Below are 18,011 nucleotides of genomic sequence, written 5' to 3'. Positions count from 1 at the left end.
CTGGGCCTCTCCGCGTTCAGGAGAAGGCTATTGTAGGAAGGGGGATTGTCACTTGCTGGAACCGTTCGAGCTGGCAGACATCAAAGCCGGACTTCGGGACGGCGGGAAAATCTTGGGCGTTTTCATCGTCGCACGACCGGACAGCGATGAAGGATCGGTCTTCGTGGTCTATTTCCGAACGGACTGGACACAAAGCCGCACGTTCAGGATTCTTTCCAGGTTCCGGACCGAAGGCGTACGAACGTACAAGAATCTCGGCAGCCTCTATAAGACCATCCGCAGCATCGGTTACGACGGACGGATCACGATTTATCCGTCTGGCGACCACGCGCTTCATACGTTCGTGGGCGTCCTTCCTGAAGATCTCGGCGACCATCCCCCAGATACGGTCACGTCGGAAGGCGACAAAGAGTAATCTAAAAACCGCACACTTTGCTGCTGCCGCGTTATTGTTGCCGCTCGCAGCGGGCGAAGTGTGCGCGCAGCCTTTGGCAATAAAGGATTTCGGACAGCTCGCGCTGAAATGCGGTCCGAATGTCGCGCCTATTACTTTGGCCTCGATTGCGCAGACTGAATCAGGGTTTGATCCATTTCTGGTTCACGATAACAACACGAAAAAAGCGTTCAATCTGGAAACAGATGCCGAAGCTGCGGAACTGGCAAGCCGACTGATCTCGATCGGCCATTCGGTCGATCTTGGGCTTATGCAGATCAATTCGCATAACCTGCCCGCTCTTGGATTACGGGTTCAGGATGCGTTTGACCCCTGTGTTTCGATAGGTGCAGCGTCGATCATCCTATCCGATACCTATGTTGGCGGTGAGAGCCACGAGGCGCAACAGAAGGCGCTGCGGGTAACAATCTCCCGATACAATACCGGAGATGCACAGCGCGGCTTTACGAATGGCTATGTGAGCAAGGTGGAAGCATCTGCCCGCAAGGTTGTTCCTGCGCTCGATGTAGGCATGGGTCAGAGCGGCGTGCCGGCCGCTCCCCAGCCGCAACAGGTTGCTGTTCCTACCGATCCAAATGCCCCCCCGGTGTGGGACGTGTGGGGCAGCTTCGAATACAGCACAGCGTCTGACACCAAGAAAAAAGGAAATGATCCTCGGGCTTCAGATGCGGTGTTGTTTGTCCAGGCTAGCGATGGTTCGGCCGTTTTTCCTCAACTGAGCAAGGAATAAGATATGCTGTCGTCCAGTCATTACGTTGCAGTTCGTAGTCCACGCTTGAAGGCGGGTCTGGTTGCATGGGTGGTTTTTCTATCTGTTCTTCCGGCAGTGGCCCATGCACAGACTGTTTCTGGTGGTTCAACGCCCACACAGATGATTAACAATATCTGCACATTCATCTTGGGTGATTTCGGCAAGAGCATTGCTGTCGTCGTACTCGCGGCTGCCGGATTGATGCTGGCATTCGGCCGTCTTTCGTTGGGTATATTCGCCGGAATGGTTGGCGGTATCCTCTTAATGTTTGGCGCGGCCTATCTCGGGTCCATGGTTACCGGGTGACTCATGGAAAAATTGGAAGAAGACACCCTCTTTCTTGCAGCAACCCGTCCGGCGCTATTGGCAGGGGTCCCTCTGCCGGTAGCTGCACTATTGCTGACGATGATTGGGCTCATAATGGTCCTTCTTCAAAACCCACTATATGAAGCAGTAATGGTTCCGCTTTGGTTCGGATCGCGAATACTTGTCGCGAGAGACTATAATGCGGTTGGCGTGGTAGTTTTGTTTTTGAAGACGGCCGGACGTTCTTTGGATAGTTCCTTGTGGGGCGGGGCATCTGTCAGCCCAAATCCGCTGAAGGTTCATAAACGGGGGAGGGGCATCGTGTGATGTTTGGCAATCCCGGTTATGGCGAACGCTCAGGTGAGATTTATCTTCCGTATGTTGGGCACATTACGGAAAATGTCATTCTGCTTCGTGATGGATCAGTTATGGCAATGGGCTACGTCAAAGGCGTTCCCTTCGAGCTGGAAGATACTGTCGTCCGTAATGGCCGCAAGCGCAATATGAATACTGTCCTTCGGAATATCTCCGATGATAACGTAACAATTACGACTCACATGGTACGGCATTCGGATGTGCCGGGATTGCCAAAGACGCATTTTAGGTCAGATTTTGCGTCGAGACTTCATGAAGATTACAATAGAAGAGTTCTAAAAGATCGTTTGTTTAGAAACGACTATTTTCTCTCTGTTGTGGTGACTCCCCGGAATGCACTCGGCAAGATGGGCAGCAAGCTCTTTCGGGTGGGTAAAGGCGAGGCGACAGAGGCCAGTGACGCGACAGTCAGGCAGCTTGAAGATGTCTGGCAGATCGTTTCGTCTGCTCTCGACAATTATAGCGTGCGGCGCCTGGGGCTGCGTGAGCATGATGATGTCGTCTTCACTGAAATCGGCGAGGCGTTGCGTCTCATCATCTCTGCACGCTGGATGCCTGTCCCGGTTGTATCGGGACATCTTGGAGCGTCCATTTACACGGATCGGGTAATCTGCGGCAAACGTGGCTTCGAAGTTCGTTCTCTGGATCGGAGCTATGTCGGTGGCATTTTTTCGTTCCGTGAATATCCGGCCAAGACCAGGCCCGGAATGTTGAATGCTCTGCTCAGTGTGGGTTTTCCCCTCGTGGTAAGTCAGTCCTTTGGCTTTCTGACACGCTCACAGGCTGATGAAAAGCTGACGCTGAAGGGTAATCAGATGGTAAGCGCAGGTGACAAGGCGACCAGCCAGATCGACCAGCTCACGGATGCCGTAGATAAGCTCATATCGAATGAATTTGTCTTCGGATCGCATCATCTTTCATTGGCAGTTTATGCTGATACCCTTGCGCAGCTAGGCGATAATGCTGCTCGTGCGCGGGCACGGCTGACCGATGCCGGTGCAGTAGTCGTACAGGAAGGTATCGGCCTAGAGGCCGCATTCTGGTCACAGTTGCCCGGAAATTGGGAGTACCGCACCCGTCCCGGCGCTATCAACAGCAATAATTTTGCCTGCTTTTCGACCTTTGACAATTTTCCGGCAGGAGCACGCGAAGGCCATTGGGGCACGGCAATCGCCCGTTTTCGGACGGATGGTGCGACGTCTTACGATTATGTGCCTCACGTCAAGGATGTGGGCATGACGGCGATCTTTGGCCCGATCGGCTCGGGCAAGACGACCCTGCTGACATTCATTATGGCGATGATGGAACAGGCGCTCTCTGAGGTGAACGGTGCCGTCGTATTCTTCGACAAGGATCGGGGAGGGCAGCTTCTGGTCCTTGCTACTGGTGGCACGTATCTTGTTCTCAAGCGTGGTGTTTCCTGCGGCCTTGCGCCGTTGCGTGGCCTGACGAACACGCCCGAGGATCGGGAGTTTCTGCGGCAGTGGCTCACCGGGCTGATTGAGAGTGACGGCAAGGGCACGGTCTCGTCAGAAGATGCAAAGCGACTGCAACGGGGGATCGAACGGCAGATGTCCTATCCCGTCGAAATGCGCTCACTTGCTGGATTGCGCCAGTTCTTGATGCACGGGCCAGAAGAGGGAGCTGGTGCCAGGTTGGAACGCTGGTGCAGAGGCGGCGCATTGGGATGGCTGTTCGACGGCGAAACCGATGAAGTGGATCTGTCGAGTGCCATAACAGGCTTCGATCTGACGGCTTTTCTCGATCATGACGAAATATGCGCCCCGACGGCTGCGTATCTGCTCTATCGGATCGAGAAGGTGGTTGACGGCCGACGTTTTCTTATGAGCTGCGATGAATTTAGGGCCTATCTTTTGGACCCGAAATTTGCCGCTGTAATCGACAAGTTCCTGCTGACCGTTCGTAAAAACAACGGGATGCTGATTTTGGCGACACAACAGCCGGAGCACGTTCTGGAATCAAAGCTGGGTTCGTCGCTCGTTGCGCAGTGCATGACAAAGATTCTCTACCCGTCTCCCACGGCTGACCGGCACGCCTACATCACGGGACTAAGCTGCACCGAGGGCGAGTATCGTGCTGTACGGGAAGGGATGGTGGGTGATCCCAAACGGTTTCTCATGAAGCGGGAAAACGGCAGCGTCATTTGTGAATTCGATCTGTCCTCCATGCCGGAATACATCGCGGTACTGTCCGGCCGCGCCAATCGAGCGAATTTTGCCGAACGGTTGAGGGCAGAATACGGGGCCGATCCGAGCCAGTGGCTCGACCATTTCATGGCCCGTTACCACGAAGCGAAAGACTGAGGCGAGGGAGGGCACGATGAAGGCATATAGTCTGGTTGCAGTGGTATGGTTTTCTCTCATTGGAGCGGATGCCGCCCATGCGCAGGTAGCTGTATTTGATAATGCAAGCATTGCGCAAAGCGTCACCAATACCACAAATGAAATCAATCAGATGATGGACGAGCTGAAGCAGCTACAAGCGCAATATCAGCTCCTTCAGAACATTCCGAATGTTGCAACGGGGATGCTGAAGACTTTCAACAGCGCCAATCTGCAAAATCCGCTGCCGACAGTTACACAAGCAACCGGTCAGATCACGGGAGCAACCAATACACTGAATAGCTATGGTCAGTCATTTATGAGCTTGAACAGGTATTCAGCTACGGGAACAGATCCAGTTGCGCAGTCATATCAGCAGAGAGAAACTTCTTTAGCAAACATTCAAGGTATAGCAGCGCAGAACCTTGATTCTATTAACCAGCGCCTCGCTTCGCTTGATGAAATGAAGCAGGAACTGTCGAACGCAAAGGATATTACGCAGGTCAGCACGATTAACGGTCGGATAGCCGTCGAGAATCAGGCCATCCAGGCACAGGCGGCTGCGGCCCAAAATCTTCAGACTCTCTCTATGGCGCAGATCCGAAATCAGGAATTGCAGGAGCAAGAGGCGGCGCGGAAGGACGACGAAGCGACCGCTGCTTATTTCCCTGCGGCCATCCAGTGAAGGGATATGCTGTGAACGGTTACAAGACCCTTGTTGTGGCATCTTTGGGCGTGCTTGCGAGTGGTGTGGCTTCTGCTCACCCGTTACCCAATGCCGCGGAGCATACAGTGGAATGGTATTCATCGCACGCGGCCGAACGGCGTCAGGTAAACCGTGAGTGCATGAACGACCGGACGTATGAGAATTATCCGGATTGTAGGAATGCCGTTGCGGCTGAGACAGGTGCCGAAGCCCCGGCCCAGCCAGCAACGGACGACATGACGCAGCCGGGTTATTACGTGGACAAGCGGCAGCGTGACATCGTGCTGGCTTTGTGCGGGGTGAACCATCCTCCCCCGGCCGCCGTATGTAGCGCAGCAAGAAACGCAGCCTCGGCAGCCAACAAAAAGGGAAGCGGTCGGCAATAGACGTGAACTTAAAGACGGTGCGCCGTTGACGCGGGGTAAAGACTATGACGACGCCATTTGAAGACTTCGACACAAGCCTACGGACAGCTTTTTCGACCGGGACATCGAATGTCATCAGCCAAGGACTGTCTGCTGTGGCGTCCCCGTTCACGGCGTTGATTGTTCTGTGGGTGATTGTCCAGGGCGTACTCGTCATGCGTGGTGATCTGGATGCCAGACGCGGCATATCAAGGATTATTCGGGTGACGCTAGTTTCCGCATTCATCTTGGAAGCTGGCATATACAACGGTTACGTCGTGAATCTTTTCCAGACTGTGCTTCCGACTTGGGCTGCGAGTTCGGTATCCAGCTCTACGGCTTCGACACCTAAATTGCTGGACGACATCTGGAACAGCCTCGTCAATTATTCGGCAACAATAGATAAGCAACTTCATTGGTTTCAGGTTGTCGATCTGATTGAGCTGGCAATGATAGCGATCGCAGATGGTGCGATGCTGACAATAGCTTTTGCCATCTACATCTGCTCAAGCCTCATGACTGCGGTGATTCTGTCTCTCGGTCCATTCGTCATTGCAGGTTTCCTATTCGATGCGACAAGAAATATTTCCGAACGATGGATAGGAAAGCTGGTGGGCCTCGCTCTCCTGTCATTGCTTGTTGATGTTACGATGATAATCGTGGCGACAGGCATACGGACTTATATGTTGGCCTGTAATCTTAATGCAGTTTCTGCTGCGGGAACGCCGGGTATTGCCATTCAGATTATGGAACAGACGGCGATGTTTATTGCCGTATCGACCTTTATTCTTATTTCGTTGCCGGCTGCTGCTGCTTTTATCGGCGGGGGAGTATCGCTCAATCCTGCTGGGGCAATCCTGAATACAATCATTGGCGGCGCAACGGGTGGTGTTGGGACTGTCGCAAAGGCAGGGGCCAACATCGGCAGGAAGTCTTCTAATAAATAACTAAGTTAAGTTTTAACATTACTAGGGGAGTAAGACGGATGGCAAAGATCCGTATAAGTATTTCTGTACTCATGCTCTCTGTTTTATCGGCGTGCGCAAGTCACGATCCGGTCCCAAAATGCAAAGGACCGACATTTGCTCTGAACTCGGGGCACTGGAAACCGACAGAAGCGGACCTCAAAAAGCCAAAGGAGATTGGGCATAAATGACAGATCAGAAATTTGTCCCGCCCGTTCCGAAGGAAAAGATGGCGGAATATTATGAGCAGGTCGAGAATTTCCAGAAGTCGCGAGCGCGCGCGGTCGTCAAGATCAATAAGTACCTGACGATCGGCTTAGGAATTTCATTGCTGGCTAACGTCGGCTTGGCCTGGTCGGTTGCTTCGCTGTTGCCGTTGGAAAAGCTGGTGCCCATGCCGTTGTGGGTTCGCCCGGACGGAACGGTTGATAGCGAGATCTCCATGTCACGCTTGCCGAAGACAATGGACGAAGCAGTCGTCAATGCAGCGGTGTGGCAATATGTTCGGCTGCGCGAGGGCTATACATATGCCACGGCGCGCTATGCCTATGACACGGTTTCTCTCATGAGCAACGAACAAGTCAGAGAGCAATATCAGTCGTGGTTTAATTTCCCCAACCCCAAGAGCCCACAGGTAACGGTTGGAAAAAGGGGCCAGATCGACGCCGAACGTCTGTCTCTCGCTCCCATTGGCAATAACGTCATTCAGGTGCGCTTCCGGCGCATTGTGTCGATGGAGGGAGCGCGCCCACAGACGACGACCTGGACCGCGACTGTGCAGATTCAGAGGGTCACGGATCTTCCGGCCAGTGCCCGCTTGGCAAATCCGGGCGGTGTGATCGTCACGTCCTATCAGTCGTCGGAGGATGGGGTATGATTCAGCGTCTCGCAGTTGCTGCCTTCCTTGCAGCGACCTCTCTTTCGGTCGTGCCCGCATTTGCAGAGCAAGACCCTCTACCCAGCCGTCATGACACGCGAATGCGGTACGTGCCTTATGTAGCGGATCAGGTTGTTCATCTTTCGACTGCCGTAGGGGCGACACTGGTGGTTGGTTTCAGTCCTCATGAAACCGTCGATCGCGTCGCAGTGAGTGACAGCATACATCTGAAGGCAGCCCCGGCAGGGAACTATCTTTTCTTCAAAGCGACACAGGGGCTTGGCCTTCAGCCTGTTATCGTGTTGACACGAAACGATACCGGTGCCGAGCGGCGATACGTCTTTGAAGTGACGACAGTTGCAAGTGCGTCGCTCGCGAATGCGACGGACGGCGTTTACTACAGCGTGCAGTTCACTTATCCCGCTGATGAAGCCGCAGCGCGTCGTGCAGCCGTCCTGGCCCGGCAGCAACAGGAGCGGGCTCAGGTCGAGGCACGAGCAAAAGAGTTGGAACTTCAGCTCGCGCATGAAAGGATGGAACGGGAAACAAAAGACCCGAATTTCGGTCCCAAGAATTGGAAATACATTGCTCAGGGTGATCGTTCTATTCTTCCTATCGAAGTATGGGACAATGGAAACATCACTGTTTTCCGGTTTCCGGGGAATGTGCGTCTTCCCTCGCTTTTCACGATCAATCCGGACGGCAAAGAAGCGACTGCCAATTATAGCGTGAAGAACGATCCGGCTGGGTGGGGAACACTGATGATTGCCGATCATCTCGCCCCAGCATGGCGTCTGCGAGATGGAAACACCGTCTTGTGCGTCTTCAACAAGGCATTTGATCCGGTTGGTCGTAACCCAGGCACAAATACCATCAGCCCGAACGTGGTCCGCACGCTGAAGGAGGCCGCCCAATGAGCGACGAACAAAACAACAATAGTGGAATTAACGACGGCGGCTCTCTCGTATCAAACAACAATCGACGCGAACTAAACGCATGGCAAAAGGTTGGCATTTTCATACTCGTTGTCGTAGTTGCGCTGGGTTTTATTTGGCTTCGTGCTCTCGATAGAGCGAAGAAAACAGAGGAACAGAATAATCAGCCTGTCGTAGCGGCTGGGACGCACATGCGCAGCGCACCGCTGACACCGCCACCTGCTCTTACAGACCAAAATCTGCCAATGCCGCAGCAAGCTCCGCAGCGGTTTTTTATGCCTGCGCAAGCAACGCATCACGAGGTAACGCCGGCAGAAAGCCCGATTTTTGCCGCGTCAGGAGGCTCGGGGGGAAGCTCTGCACCTCAGCCCGCGTCTGCGCAGGAATCTCCCAAGACGGTGACGGTCAATGGAGCACAGCCCCCGGCCGGACAAGATCCGCAGGGGGATAGGTCACTGGCCGTTCGGCTAAAGCCGACAGTGTTGGAGGAAGCGCGCGCGCGGTTGCTTCCGCACCCGGACTTTCTGGTTACGAAGGGGACAATTATCCCGTGCATTCTTCAGACCAAGCTAAACACTCAACTCGCCGGATACGCGAAATGTGTGATTCCCCTAGATGTGCGGAGCACAACGGGGAATGTGGTTCTCATGGACAAGGGGACGATTGTCACCGGTGAGATGCAGCACGGTTTAATGCGCGGTGAAGACCGGGCATTCGTGATTTGGGATCGGGCAGAGACACCGGAACACGGCATCATTGATCTTGCATCACCCGCGACGGGTGAGCTGGGCGAGAGCGGTGTTAAAGTGACGGTGAACAATCACTGGTGGTCGCGCTTTGGCAGCGCCATTCTTCTAAGCGTGATTCAGGGTGGTCTCGATGCCGGGGTCGAGCTGGCATCCCGGGTTGGTAGCAACAATAGCGGTGCATACTTCAATTCATTCCAGTCAAACGGGCAGACAGTCGCGAATACGGCGTTGCAAGCGGACATCAATATTCAACCAACTGGAGAAAAAGCACAAGGAAAGACGGTCGCTATTTTTGTCGCGCGCGATCTTGATTTCTCGGACATCTATGACCTGAAGCCAACGGTAGGTAGCAATGCTCAATGAAGCAGCGGTACAGCTCCGTTTCCTGATGCAGCCCCTTGCGGGCTGGCTCGAAGACCCGGCGACGGAAGAGATCTGCGTTAATAAGCCCGGAGAGGTTTTTGTTCGGCAGAGGGGTGTGTTTACACAACACGCTCTTCCCTTGAGCTATACGGATCTGGAAGACATCGCGATCCTGGCAGGAGCTTTGCGCAAACAGGACGTGGGTGAACGGCATCCTCTGTGCTCTACCGAGTTGCCAAACGGGGAGCGTCTGCAAGTGTGTTTGCCGCCAGCCGTACCCGCGGGGACGGTGAGCCTGACGATCCGGCGGCCAGGGGGGAGTGTGGCTGCCCTCAGTTCCGTGACAAAGCGGTACAACATTGCGCGTTGGAACCGCTGGGATAAACGGACAGAGGCCGAAGAGAAACGGCACGAAGAGGTTCTGCGGTATTACGATGAAGGCAATTTCGAAGCCTTCCTCGCTGCGTGTGTACGGAACCGTATGACCATGCTGCTGTGCGGGGCGACGGGCTCTGGAAAGACCACGATGGGCCGAACGCTGATTTCGGCCATTCCGCTGCATGAGCGGCTGATAACGATCGAAGACACGTTAGAGCTTGTTATTCCGCACCCCAACCATGTGCGGTTGCTCTATTCAAAGTCGGGAACAGGAATCAGCTCGGTCAGTGCGGAAGACCTTTTGCACGCAAGTCTGCGCATGAGACCGGATCGGATCTTGCCGGCGGAGCTTCGCGACGACGCCGCATGGACATATCTCAATGAGGTCGTATCGGGGCATCCCGGTTCGATTTCTACCATTCATGGCGCAAATCCGGTTCAGGCGTTCAAGAAGCTCTTCTCGCTTATCAAGGGCTCGCCCCAGGGGGCGGCGCTAGAAGACAAAACTCTTGTGGACATGCTCTCCGCCGCGATTGACGTAATCGTGCCCTTCGAGACGACAGGCGAGATCTATTCCATCGGCGAAGTGTGGCTGGCAGCGGATGCGCGCCGTAGAGGCGAGACAGCAGCAGATCTTCTGACGAAATACTGAAAGGAAGCGCACGATGGCGTCAGAAAACAAGTCGATCGTCTTGATCGCCCGGATTATCCTCGGAATTCTGATGGTATTTGTGTCTTGGACCGTTGTCGCGTCTTTTGTTTTTCTGAAGGGAACGGGTTTATCGGGCTCGTTCGAGCATCCTTTCTATCAATGGTGGCTCTATTTTCTGTATGGCCGGGATAATCCGATCGTAGTGCAATGGCTCAAGATCGGCGCGGGGGCAGGCGGTGTTGTGGTTGCGCTGGTAATGCTGGCGGTGATCTTCCGGCGTGGTGCAATCGGCCCTTCTCTGCGCCCGTCCATATTCAGTCGAAGGCAACGGCCTATCCGTGGCGTGACAGAGAATCATGGCTATGCGGACTGGATGACAATGAAGCAGGCCAGGCAGCTCTTTCCACGTCCTTCCGCTGAATATGGAGGTGTCGTTGTAGGCGAAGCCTATCGCGTGGACGAAGACCGGCATGCAAGGGTGCCCTTTCATCCTAAAGAGCCGAAAACATGGGGACAGGGCGGCCGTGCGCCATTGCTCATAGATCCCTGTGAGACAGGATCGACCCACAGTCTGGTTTTTGCCGGACCGGGATCGTTCAAGTCCACGTCGGCCGTCACCACGCTGACCACATGGACGGGCTCTGCCGTGGTGCTTGATCCGAGTACAGAATTGGGGCCGATGCTTCGACCGTTCCGCGAAACGCTGGGTCATCAGGTCTACGAGCTGCGGCTCGGTGGAGATGTTGGCTTTAATGTCTTGGACTGGATCGACATTCGTTCGCCCGAAGCAATCACGAATATACAGGACGTGGTGTCATGGATATGCCGGGAGAGTGGTGCCAAAAAAGACGCCAATAACGAGTTTTTTGACCGGCAGGGCCGCAATCTCGTGACGTGTTTATTGGCGCACATGATGTTTGATCCGGACCTTCCAGCCGAGGAAAAGACCTTGCGGACGCTGAGAAGCGGGGTCTGCACGCCGCAAGAAGAAATGCGGAATCTGCTGAACACGATCCATGCGAGCAGTCCGTGCGCCTATGCGAGCCAGACGGCCGGCGCGCTCAAGGGACTGGTCGATGAGACGTTTTCCGGGGTGTATGGCAATGCCGATGACAAGACAGCCTGGCTCAGTAATCCTGCGTTTGCGGACCTGGTGTCCGGAGACAGTTTTCGCTCGTCAGATCTGGTCGATGGCAAGATGGATGTTTTCGTACAGTTGCCATTGCGGGCTTTGGAAAACACACCCGAAATTGGTCGCACGATTATAGGGGCGTTACTGAATGCCGTTTATGAAGCTGATGGCAATATTCGGAATCGTGTCCTCTTCCTTCTGGACGAAGTCGCACGTCTCGGTCCTATGCGGATCATGGCAACAGCACGGGATGCCGGGCGCAAATACGGTATTACCCTGAGATTGCTCTATCAGTCGGTCGGACAACTCGAAGAACAATGGGGCCGTGAGGGAAAGCGAGCATGGTACGAGGCGGCCGCACATCGGACATATGTTGCGATCTCCGATCTCGATACCGCGAAAGAGCTGGAAGAAACCTTCGGTCAGTATGGTGTCATGGCGACATCCGTGGGCAGCAATACCGGCACGTCGGGGAAAGGCTGGGAAGCGAGCAACCGTTCGCGCGGGGCGAACACGAGCTATCACGAAATCAGCCGCCCGCTGATCCGACGGGAAGAACTGCTGAACGATGTCCGGGTAGATGAAGCGTTTGTGGTGGTGCGTGGTGGTCGTCCGTTGCGTTGCGGGATGCCTATCTATTTTCGACGGCCTGAAATCAGAGAAAAAATAGCGGCCAATCGGTTCAATAAGATCTCGGCCTGAGTGTCAGGGGGACATGAGCAATGTCGGAAACGAACAATGAGAAGCGTCGGGATAAGGCGCGTCAGCAGGGAAGCCAGAAGACGGCCGGTATTGCCGAGGCGCAGAAAGCGGCATCGCGTGAGAATGTCGCTGATCGCTACTGGAAGCAAACAAGCGAAAAGGGACAGACCCCTGGACAGCGGGCGGAGAGCAACCAGCCACGTGCAAAGCCCAAAAGCAGTCCGTAACTAGGAGGCTGACATGCCTGAAGCGGGCTGGCTGTACGTTCTCGAAATTCCGGCATTACCTGGGGTAGTGAAGATCGGGCGCACGTCCAGAGATCCGACGTTACGATGCCGCGAGTTGGGCGGCGCGGATTGCCCCTTTGAGCTGGTTGTCGCGTGGAAGAAACCTGTGCCTGATGCGCAAGCGGCCGAAAAGCAGGCGCATCGGATGCTGGTTGCCAAGCGGCTGCGACGTGCAGACCGGGTGCTTGGTCATGTGGCTTTTGCCCGGTCCCGCGAGTTTTATCGGGCGAATGTCCAGGACGTCACGTCGGTCCTTGAGGTCATTGTTGCTTCTCGCGTGCGCGCGCGATCTTTGCTGCTGGCGGCAGCTCGCCCAGGTCGGTGTCAGCCCTTTCGATCAGGATGGAAAGGGCGACGCAAACTGGCAAGGCATTATCGGCCGACTGGTCGGGCGGCCGGGTTTAATGCGCTCATGGTTCCTATGATGCTTCTTGCTGTCATTATGGCGGTGCGTCCGGATGTGAACTGGCTACCGTGGCCTATAGCGGCTTCGCTCGAATGGCTGGAATCGCTGAGTATGATGCTTTGGTAAAGACAGTGATGGGCGATCAAAAAAAGCCATACAGTAACAGTAGGGCTGTTGATCGGCGGCTTAGGAAGATAAGCGAGGTGTCTGATCTGAGCAGCAAAATTGAGAAAATCGACGGTCATGATCTCCGTTTGCTTGATAGGATACCTTGACTTGTATCCATATATCTGAAAAGCCAGATATATGGATACAAACTCTGCCATTGCCGCACTTAGCGCCCTGTCACAGTCCACGCGGCTGGATATCTTCCGCCTGCTTGTGCGCCATGAGCCGGACGGGCTGCCCGCCGGGGACGTCGCACGCCATCTTGATATGCCGCAGAACACGATCTCGGCCCACCTCGCCACCCTAGCCCGCGCCGGCCTGCTGACCTCGCAACGCCATAGCCGGCTGATCGTCTATCGCGCCTGTCTTTCTCGCCTGCACGACCTGATGCTTTTCCTCGTCAGGGACTGCTGTGCAGGCAGCCCCGAACTCTGTACGCCCCTGATCGCGACCCTGTCCTCCTGCTGTCCGTCCCCGGAATCCTGCTCATGACCATCACGATCTATCACAACCCAGCCTGCGGCACGTCGCGCAACGTGCTGGCACTGATCCGCAACAGCGGTGAGGAACCTCGCATTATTGAGTATCTGAAAACGCCTCCCAGTCGTGAGGAACTGGTCGATCTGATTGCCCGTATGGGCGTTCCGGTGCGCTCGGTCCTGCGGGAAAAGGGCACGCCCTTTCACGAACTCGGCCTCAATAATCCGGCCCTGAGCGATGACGCGCTGATCGATGCCATGATCGCACACCCAATCCTGATGAACCGGCCGATCGTCGTCACCCCGCTGGGTGCGGCACTCTGCCGTCCGTCCGAGGTGGTTCTGGACATCCTGCCCAACCCGCAGAGAGGCGCTTTCGTCAAAGAGGACGGGGAGAAGATCGTCGATGAATCCGGCAAGCGGATCGTCTGATGCTGGCGCTTCTGATTTTCGTTGCCACGCTAGTTTTTGTCATCTGGCAGCCTCGGGGGCTGGGTATCGGCTGGAGTGCCATGGCAGGCGCCGCCGTGGCCCTGGCGGCTGGCGTGATCCACTGGCACGACATTCCTGTCGTCTGGCACATCGTCTGGGACGCAACCTTTACCTTTATCGCGCTGATCGTCATCTCGCTGTTGCTGGATGAGGCCGGATTCTTCCATTGGGCCGCCCTGCACGTCGTGCGCTGGGGCAAAGGGCGAGGCCGGACGCTGTTCCCGCTGATCGTGGTGCTGGGAGCGGCCATTGCGGCTGTGTTCGCCAATGACGGCGCGGCCCTGCTGCTGACGCCCATCGTCATCGCCATCCTCACGCAGCTTCGCCTCAGCCCTGCTGCGGCGCTGGCCTTTATTATCGCCACTGGCTTCGTCGCGGATACCACCAGCCTGCCGCTTGTCATCTCCAACCTGGTGAACATCGTCAGCGCCAATTTCTTTGGCATTGCGTTCGATCGCTATGCCGCGATCATGGTCCCTGTCGATCTGGCAGCACTTGGTGCAACGCTTGCCGTCCTGTGGCTGTGGTACCGGCGGCAGGTGCCTGCGACCTATCCCGTCGCCGAACTGCCGGCACCTGCGACGGCCATTCGTGACCACAATGTATTCCGGGTAGCATTTCCGCTGCTGGCGCTCGTTCTGGCAGCCTATTTCCTGACAGCGCCGTTTCATATCCCGGTCTGTGTCGTCGCCTGTCTGGCCGCCGGAATCCTGTTGCTCGTCGCCGGATATGGCCGGGTGATCCCTATTCGCAAGGTGCTGCGGGGCGCCCCGTGGCAGATCGTGATCTTCTCTCTGGGCATGTATCTGGTGGTGTATGGGCTGCGCAACGCCGGGCTGACCGACTACCTAGCGACCGCACTGGTCTGGCTCGGTCATCAGGGACCGTTCACCGCCACGCTTGGCACCGGCTTTCTGGCGGCCCTGCTGTCCTCGGTCATGAACAACATGCCGAGCGTGCTGGTCGGGGCGCTGGCGATCGAGCAGGCACACGACCTCACCCCGCTGACCCATGACCTGATGATCTATGCCAACATCATCGGCTGTGACCTCGGGCCGAAATTCACGCCGATCGGCAGTCTCGCGACACTGCTCTGGCTGCATGTGCTGGCGTCCAAGAACCATCGGGTCACATGGGGGCAGTATATGAAAGTTGGACTGGCGATTACGCCGCCCGTCCTGCTGGCAACACTCGCGGCGCTGGCTCTGTGGCTGCCCCGGATCAGCCATCCGTAATGCACGAAGGGACCGATATCTATGACCGAATCTGAGCTGCCCGCCCTGCATCCTGAATATCTCGAACGGATTGACCTCGCGCGGCTTGAGCCACACTCACGGGATGACCATCCGCCGTGTATCCTTCTTCTCTACGGCTCTTTGCGCCCCCGATCCTTCAGCCGGTTGCTGGTGCTTGAGGCGGAACGCATCCTGAAAGCAATGGGGGCCGAGACAAGAGTGTTCGACCCGACCGGCCTGCCGGTAGCGGATTCCGTGCCCGCGACCCATCCGAAAGTGCAGGAATTGCGGGAACTCTCGATCTGGTCGGAAGGCCAGGTCTGGTGCAGCCCCGAACGGCACGGCAACATGACCGCCGTGTTCAAGAACCAGATCGACTGGCTACCCCTTACCGAAGGCTCGATCCGTCCGACGCAGGGCCGCACGCTGGCGGTCATGCAGGTTTCAGGCGGATCGCAGAGCTTCAATTCCGTCAACGCCCTGCGGGTACTGGGCCGGTGGATGCGGATGTTCACCATCCCCAACCAGTCCAGCGTGCCAATGGCCTATACGCAGTTCGGTGACGATGACCGCATGAAACCGTCCCCCCTCTATGACCGAATGGTGGATGTCATGGAGGAACTGATGAAATTTACATGGCTTTTACGCGACCGGGCCGACTACCTCGTGGACCGCTACAGCGAACGGAAGGCGGAATTCCGCCTCCCGGAAAGCCTGTGAGCCGGGCAATGGCGGAACAGTTCGATGTCGTGATCGTGGGCGGCGGTCAGGCAGCGCTCGCCGCCTCGTATTTCCTGCGCCGGACCGGGCTGACCTACGTCATTCTGGACAACGAGACGCAGGCAGGCGGTGCATGGGTCCATGGCTGGGACTCCCTGCATCTGTTCTCGCCCGCGTCCTACAGTTCACTGCCCGGCTGGCCAATGCCCGACACGCCGGATGGCAGCTACCCCACCCGCGACGAGGTGCTGGACTATCTGCGCCGGTACGAGGCGCGTTATGCGCCGCCGATCCACCGTCCGGTGACGGTCGATCGCGTGGAGCGCGCGGACGGAAAACTCCTGAATGTCCGGACGAACACAGGTGATTTCCTCAGCCGTGCGGTTATCGGGGCGACCGGTACGTGGTCAGCCCCTTTCATTCCCGATGTCGCGGGGCATGACCTCTTTGGCGGGACGCAACTCCATTCCAGCCATTACCTGAATGCCGCGCCCTTTGCCGGCCGGCGTGTGCTTGTGGTGGGAGGCGGCAATTCCGGGGCGCAGATCCTGGCGGAGCTGTCGCTTGTCGCCCAGGCAACATGGGTCACGCTGCATGACCCCGTCTTCCTGCCCGATGACGTGGATGGACGGGTTCTGTTCGAGCGGGCGACCGCTCGCGTTCTCGGCGGCCCGTCGGCCATGCCTGCCAGCGGTTTTGGCGATATCGTCATGGTACCACCTGTGCGCGCCGCCAGGGAGCGAGGCGTGCTCCACGCGGTGCGCCCGTTTGTACGTATGACCGCAACGGGCGTCGTCTGGCCCGACGGGCGGGAAGAAGCCATCGACGCGATCATCTGGTGTACCGGCTTCCGACCCGCGCTCTCCGCATTTGCGCCACTCGACGTGATCGAGCCGGACGGGCTGATCCGCGTTAACGGGCAGCAGGCCGTCAGGGAGCCACGTCTCTGGCTGCTGGGTTATGGCTCCTGGTGTGGTCCTGCATGCGCTACCCTGCTGGGGGCGGGTCGTGTCGCCAGATCCATGGTCCGGCAACTGGCGGCGTGGCTTGCGTTGCCAACATAGAATGTCTGCTTATTGAAACCTTGAGCAAGCTTATACATGGCCGCGATGAGGCGACTGCCGTCTGTCTGCTCCTGCGTCACTGAGCTGACAGGCAGATCAGGGGGGAGAAGAGACGGTCTGCTTGTCGACCGCCAATTAGGAAAGCGGTCACATAATGAAACCACTTCAATCTATTCTGTTAGCATTCGGGCAAGGTCAATGAGCGTCACAAAGTCGATATCGAAATTAGATTTTAGCCAGCGCCTGTGATCTTCATCAAGCACCGATGCCTTTTTGGAACTTTTTCCAAAGTCCTCGCTACAAAATAGATCCATCCCAAAACCATAGTGCGCTGCGATGCTGTCACCATCTGCCCATTCTGCGACTGCTTTGGCTACGTCTTCTCTTTCAGACTTGGTTTTAGCGTGCCCTAACCCACTATGAAATAGCTCGTCTTCACCGCTCCCATATTTTTTAGTGAGTTTTACGCCGAGTTCAATTGCAGCAGCCTTACCCACACCTTTACACCCTAAGTTTCTAGATAACTCATGCACTTTGTCCATGCAGTGGACTAATTCCGTAATTCCACCTTCAGGCATATATAAAGGGTAAATTTCATGATCCAAATGGAAATTCCCCATTTCCTTTCCAGTACTCAACGGAAGTATGTTCAAAGAAAGCGCATCATTAATTCTATTCATATGTTTTATATTTATAGGAGACCGGGTAAATGCAATTCCAATCCTTATGCCAATATTTTTATCATTTGTTTGATGGGTTTTTACCTTTATATGTGCGCTTCCCATTGTAGACGGACGATCCCGCTTCGTGATTCCTTCAAGTGTTACGAGGGTTTCACAAAAAAAACCTCGCAACTGACCAGAAATTATAGAATTTCGAACTATTTCAGCTTCACCTTTATTTTCTCTTTGTGAAAATTCTGGATATAAAACTGAGTTTAATGTATTTGAGTCGAATGTTACCGTTGGTATTGATTTTTTAATCATTTTTCTTTCCTTATTATTCCAACAATATATGACATTAACATTTATAAACTACTTCATATGGGGAATATATAATTACAAGATGT

General features: G+C 55.6%; 22 protein-coding genes. 21 read left to right on the top strand and 1 reads right to left on the bottom strand.

The genetic code is table 11. The features are described 5' to 3' along the window. Window positions 1–52: 52 nt before the first annotated feature. The 21 genes from ASN_RS18235 to ASN_RS18140 all read left to right on the top strand — a co-directional run bounded on the left by ASN_RS18235 (window position 53) and on the right by ASN_RS18140 (window position 16,942). The gene (locus ASN_RS18235) at window positions 53–415 is read left to right on the top strand and encodes a hypothetical protein (RefSeq protein WP_058989489.1); all 363 of its coding nucleotides are present in this window, start codon (window positions 53–55) and stop codon (window positions 413–415) included. Between the two features lie 73 nt (window positions 416–488). Beyond that, on the top strand, window positions 489–1,184 hold the full coding sequence (locus tag ASN_RS18230; RefSeq protein WP_231948535.1) for a lytic transglycosylase domain-containing protein: 696 nt from the start codon (window positions 489–491) through the stop codon (window positions 1,182–1,184). Window positions 1,185–1,187: 3 nt separating this feature from the next. Continuing rightward, a complete protein-coding gene (locus ASN_RS18225) occupies window positions 1,188–1,511 on the top strand; it encodes a TrbC/VirB2 family protein (RefSeq protein WP_007284448.1) in 324 nt (107 codons plus the stop codon). A gap of 3 nt (window positions 1,512–1,514) precedes the next feature. After that, complete coding sequence (locus tag ASN_RS18220; RefSeq protein ID WP_010665815.1) at window positions 1,515–1,838, top strand: type IV secretion system protein VirB3; 324 nt, start codon at window positions 1,515–1,517, stop codon at window positions 1,836–1,838. Continuing rightward, window positions 1,838–4,210 (top strand): VirB4 family type IV secretion/conjugal transfer ATPase, encoded by a 2,373-nt coding sequence (locus ASN_RS18215; protein WP_058989488.1) that lies wholly within the window; start codon window positions 1,838–1,840, stop codon window positions 4,208–4,210. The genes ASN_RS18220 and ASN_RS18215 overlap by 1 nt, the downstream gene beginning before the upstream one ends. 16 nt (window positions 4,211–4,226) lie before the next feature. Further along, on the top strand, window positions 4,227–4,913 hold the full coding sequence (locus ASN_RS18210) for a type IV secretion system protein (RefSeq protein WP_058989487.1): 687 nt from the start codon (window positions 4,227–4,229) through the stop codon (window positions 4,911–4,913). Between the two features lie 11 nt (window positions 4,914–4,924). Next, a complete protein-coding gene (locus tag ASN_RS18205; protein ID WP_010665816.1) occupies window positions 4,925–5,320 on the top strand; it encodes an EexN family lipoprotein in 396 nt (131 codons plus the stop codon). Between the two features lie 44 nt (window positions 5,321–5,364). Then, the gene (locus ASN_RS18200) at window positions 5,365–6,285 is read left to right on the top strand and encodes a type IV secretion system protein (RefSeq protein WP_007284444.1); all 921 of its coding nucleotides are present in this window, start codon (window positions 5,365–5,367) and stop codon (window positions 6,283–6,285) included. Window positions 6,286–6,323: 38 nt separating this feature from the next. Next, on the top strand, window positions 6,324–6,494 hold the full coding sequence (locus ASN_RS20605; RefSeq protein WP_158306040.1) for a type IV secretion system lipoprotein VirB7: 171 nt from the start codon (window positions 6,324–6,326) through the stop codon (window positions 6,492–6,494). Next, complete coding sequence (locus tag ASN_RS18195) at window positions 6,491–7,180, top strand: type IV secretion system protein VirB8 (RefSeq protein WP_007284443.1); 690 nt, start codon at window positions 6,491–6,493, stop codon at window positions 7,178–7,180. Before ASN_RS20605 ends, ASN_RS18195 begins: the two co-directional genes overlap by 4 nt. Beyond that, the gene (locus ASN_RS18190; protein WP_058989486.1) at window positions 7,177–8,097 is read left to right on the top strand and encodes a TrbG/VirB9 family P-type conjugative transfer protein; all 921 of its coding nucleotides are present in this window, start codon (window positions 7,177–7,179) and stop codon (window positions 8,095–8,097) included. The genes ASN_RS18195 and ASN_RS18190 overlap by 4 nt, the downstream gene beginning before the upstream one ends. Further along, entirely contained in the window at window positions 8,094–9,227 is a 1,134-nt protein-coding gene (gene virB10, locus ASN_RS18185) for a type IV secretion system protein VirB10 (protein WP_010665819.1), read from the top strand. Before ASN_RS18190 ends, virB10 begins: the two co-directional genes overlap by 4 nt. Continuing rightward, window positions 9,217–10,257 carry a P-type DNA transfer ATPase VirB11 gene (virB11, locus tag ASN_RS18180; RefSeq protein WP_007284440.1) on the top strand — a complete coding sequence of 347 codons (1,041 nt, stop codon included), beginning with the start codon at window positions 9,217–9,219 and terminating at the stop codon, window positions 10,255–10,257. Before virB10 ends, virB11 begins: the two co-directional genes overlap by 11 nt. 13 nt (window positions 10,258–10,270) lie before the next feature. Further along, window positions 10,271–12,091, top strand: a complete 1,821-nt coding sequence (locus ASN_RS18175) for a type IV secretory system conjugative DNA transfer family protein (RefSeq protein ID WP_007284439.1) — start codon at window positions 10,271–10,273, stop codon at window positions 12,089–12,091. Window positions 12,092–12,111: 20 nt separating this feature from the next. Further along, entirely contained in the window at window positions 12,112–12,318 is a 207-nt protein-coding gene (locus ASN_RS18170; RefSeq protein WP_058989485.1) for a hypothetical protein, read from the top strand. A gap of 13 nt (window positions 12,319–12,331) precedes the next feature. Further along, window positions 12,332–12,910, top strand: a complete 579-nt coding sequence (locus ASN_RS18165) for a GIY-YIG nuclease family protein (RefSeq protein ID WP_075624471.1) — start codon at window positions 12,332–12,334, stop codon at window positions 12,908–12,910. 180 nt (window positions 12,911–13,090) lie between these two features. After that, entirely contained in the window at window positions 13,091–13,444 is a 354-nt protein-coding gene (locus tag ASN_RS18160) for an ArsR/SmtB family transcription factor (RefSeq protein ID WP_058989484.1), read from the top strand. After that, a complete protein-coding gene (arsC, locus tag ASN_RS18155; protein WP_058989483.1) occupies window positions 13,441–13,863 on the top strand; it encodes an arsenate reductase (glutaredoxin) in 423 nt (140 codons plus the stop codon). Before ASN_RS18160 ends, arsC begins: the two co-directional genes overlap by 4 nt. After that, the gene (locus ASN_RS18150) at window positions 13,863–15,158 is read left to right on the top strand and encodes an arsenic transporter (protein WP_058989482.1); all 1,296 of its coding nucleotides are present in this window, start codon (window positions 13,863–13,865) and stop codon (window positions 15,156–15,158) included. Before arsC ends, ASN_RS18150 begins: the two co-directional genes overlap by 1 nt. A gap of 21 nt (window positions 15,159–15,179) precedes the next feature. Continuing rightward, window positions 15,180–15,878, top strand: a complete 699-nt coding sequence (gene arsH / locus ASN_RS18145; RefSeq protein ID WP_058989481.1) for an arsenical resistance protein ArsH — start codon at window positions 15,180–15,182, stop codon at window positions 15,876–15,878. An 8-nt stretch (window positions 15,879–15,886) separates the two neighbouring features. Then, the gene (locus ASN_RS18140) at window positions 15,887–16,942 is read left to right on the top strand and encodes an ArsO family NAD(P)H-dependent flavin-containing monooxygenase (RefSeq protein WP_058989480.1); all 1,056 of its coding nucleotides are present in this window, start codon (window positions 15,887–15,889) and stop codon (window positions 16,940–16,942) included. 170 nt (window positions 16,943–17,112) lie between these two features. Here ASN_RS18140 and ASN_RS20370 read toward each other — a convergent pair whose 3' ends face one another. Beyond that, window positions 17,113–17,928, bottom strand: coding sequence for a hypothetical protein (locus ASN_RS20370; RefSeq protein WP_231948542.1), 816 nt, complete (start codon window positions 17,926–17,928; stop codon window positions 17,113–17,115). Between the last annotated feature and the right edge of the window lie 83 nt (window positions 17,929–18,011).

The organism is Acetobacter senegalensis, from assembly GCF_001499615.1.
GTDB lineage: Bacteria > Pseudomonadota > Alphaproteobacteria > Acetobacterales > Acetobacteraceae > Acetobacter > Acetobacter senegalensis.
This window is presented reverse-complemented; position numbering and strand designations above follow the sequence as displayed.

Bases quoted from the DNA above. Each gene is read 5' to 3' on its own strand.
- arsC (WP_058989483.1), top strand. From the start codon at position 13,441: ATGACCATCACGATCTATCACAACCCAGCCTGCGGCACGTCGCGCAAC.
- ASN_RS18200 (WP_007284444.1), top strand. From the start codon at position 5,365: ATGACGACGCCATTTGAAGACTTCGACACAAGCCTACGGACAGCTTTT.
- ASN_RS18215 (WP_058989488.1), top strand. From the start codon at position 1,838: ATGTTTGGCAATCCCGGTTATGGCGAACGCTCAGGTGAGATTTATCTT.
- ASN_RS18210 (WP_058989487.1), top strand. From the start codon at position 4,227: ATGAAGGCATATAGTCTGGTTGCAGTGGTATGGTTTTCTCTCATTGGA.
- ASN_RS18190 (WP_058989486.1), top strand. From the start codon at position 7,177: ATGATTCAGCGTCTCGCAGTTGCTGCCTTCCTTGCAGCGACCTCTCTT.
- ASN_RS18175 (WP_007284439.1), top strand. From the start codon at position 10,271: ATGGCGTCAGAAAACAAGTCGATCGTCTTGATCGCCCGGATTATCCTC.
- ASN_RS18220 (WP_010665815.1), top strand. From the start codon at position 1,515: ATGGAAAAATTGGAAGAAGACACCCTCTTTCTTGCAGCAACCCGTCCG.
- ASN_RS20605 (WP_158306040.1), top strand. From the start codon at position 6,324: ATGGCAAAGATCCGTATAAGTATTTCTGTACTCATGCTCTCTGTTTTA.
- virB10 (WP_010665819.1), top strand. From the start codon at position 8,094: ATGAGCGACGAACAAAACAACAATAGTGGAATTAACGACGGCGGCTCT.
- arsH (WP_058989481.1), top strand. From the start codon at position 15,180: ATGACCGAATCTGAGCTGCCCGCCCTGCATCCTGAATATCTCGAACGG.
- ASN_RS18140 (WP_058989480.1), top strand. From the start codon at position 15,887: ATGGCGGAACAGTTCGATGTCGTGATCGTGGGCGGCGGTCAGGCAGCG.
- ASN_RS18225 (WP_007284448.1), top strand. From the start codon at position 1,188: ATGCTGTCGTCCAGTCATTACGTTGCAGTTCGTAGTCCACGCTTGAAG.
- virB11 (WP_007284440.1), top strand. From the start codon at position 9,217: ATGCTCAATGAAGCAGCGGTACAGCTCCGTTTCCTGATGCAGCCCCTT.
- ASN_RS18160 (WP_058989484.1), top strand. From the start codon at position 13,091: ATGGATACAAACTCTGCCATTGCCGCACTTAGCGCCCTGTCACAGTCC.
- ASN_RS18170 (WP_058989485.1), top strand. From the start codon at position 12,112: ATGTCGGAAACGAACAATGAGAAGCGTCGGGATAAGGCGCGTCAGCAG.
- ASN_RS20370 (WP_231948542.1), bottom strand. From the start codon at position 17,928: ATGATTAAAAAATCAATACCAACGGTAACATTCGACTCAAATACATTA.
- ASN_RS18165 (WP_075624471.1), top strand. From the start codon at position 12,332: ATGCCTGAAGCGGGCTGGCTGTACGTTCTCGAAATTCCGGCATTACCT.
- ASN_RS18195 (WP_007284443.1), top strand. From the start codon at position 6,491: ATGACAGATCAGAAATTTGTCCCGCCCGTTCCGAAGGAAAAGATGGCG.
- ASN_RS18150 (WP_058989482.1), top strand. From the start codon at position 13,863: ATGCTGGCGCTTCTGATTTTCGTTGCCACGCTAGTTTTTGTCATCTGG.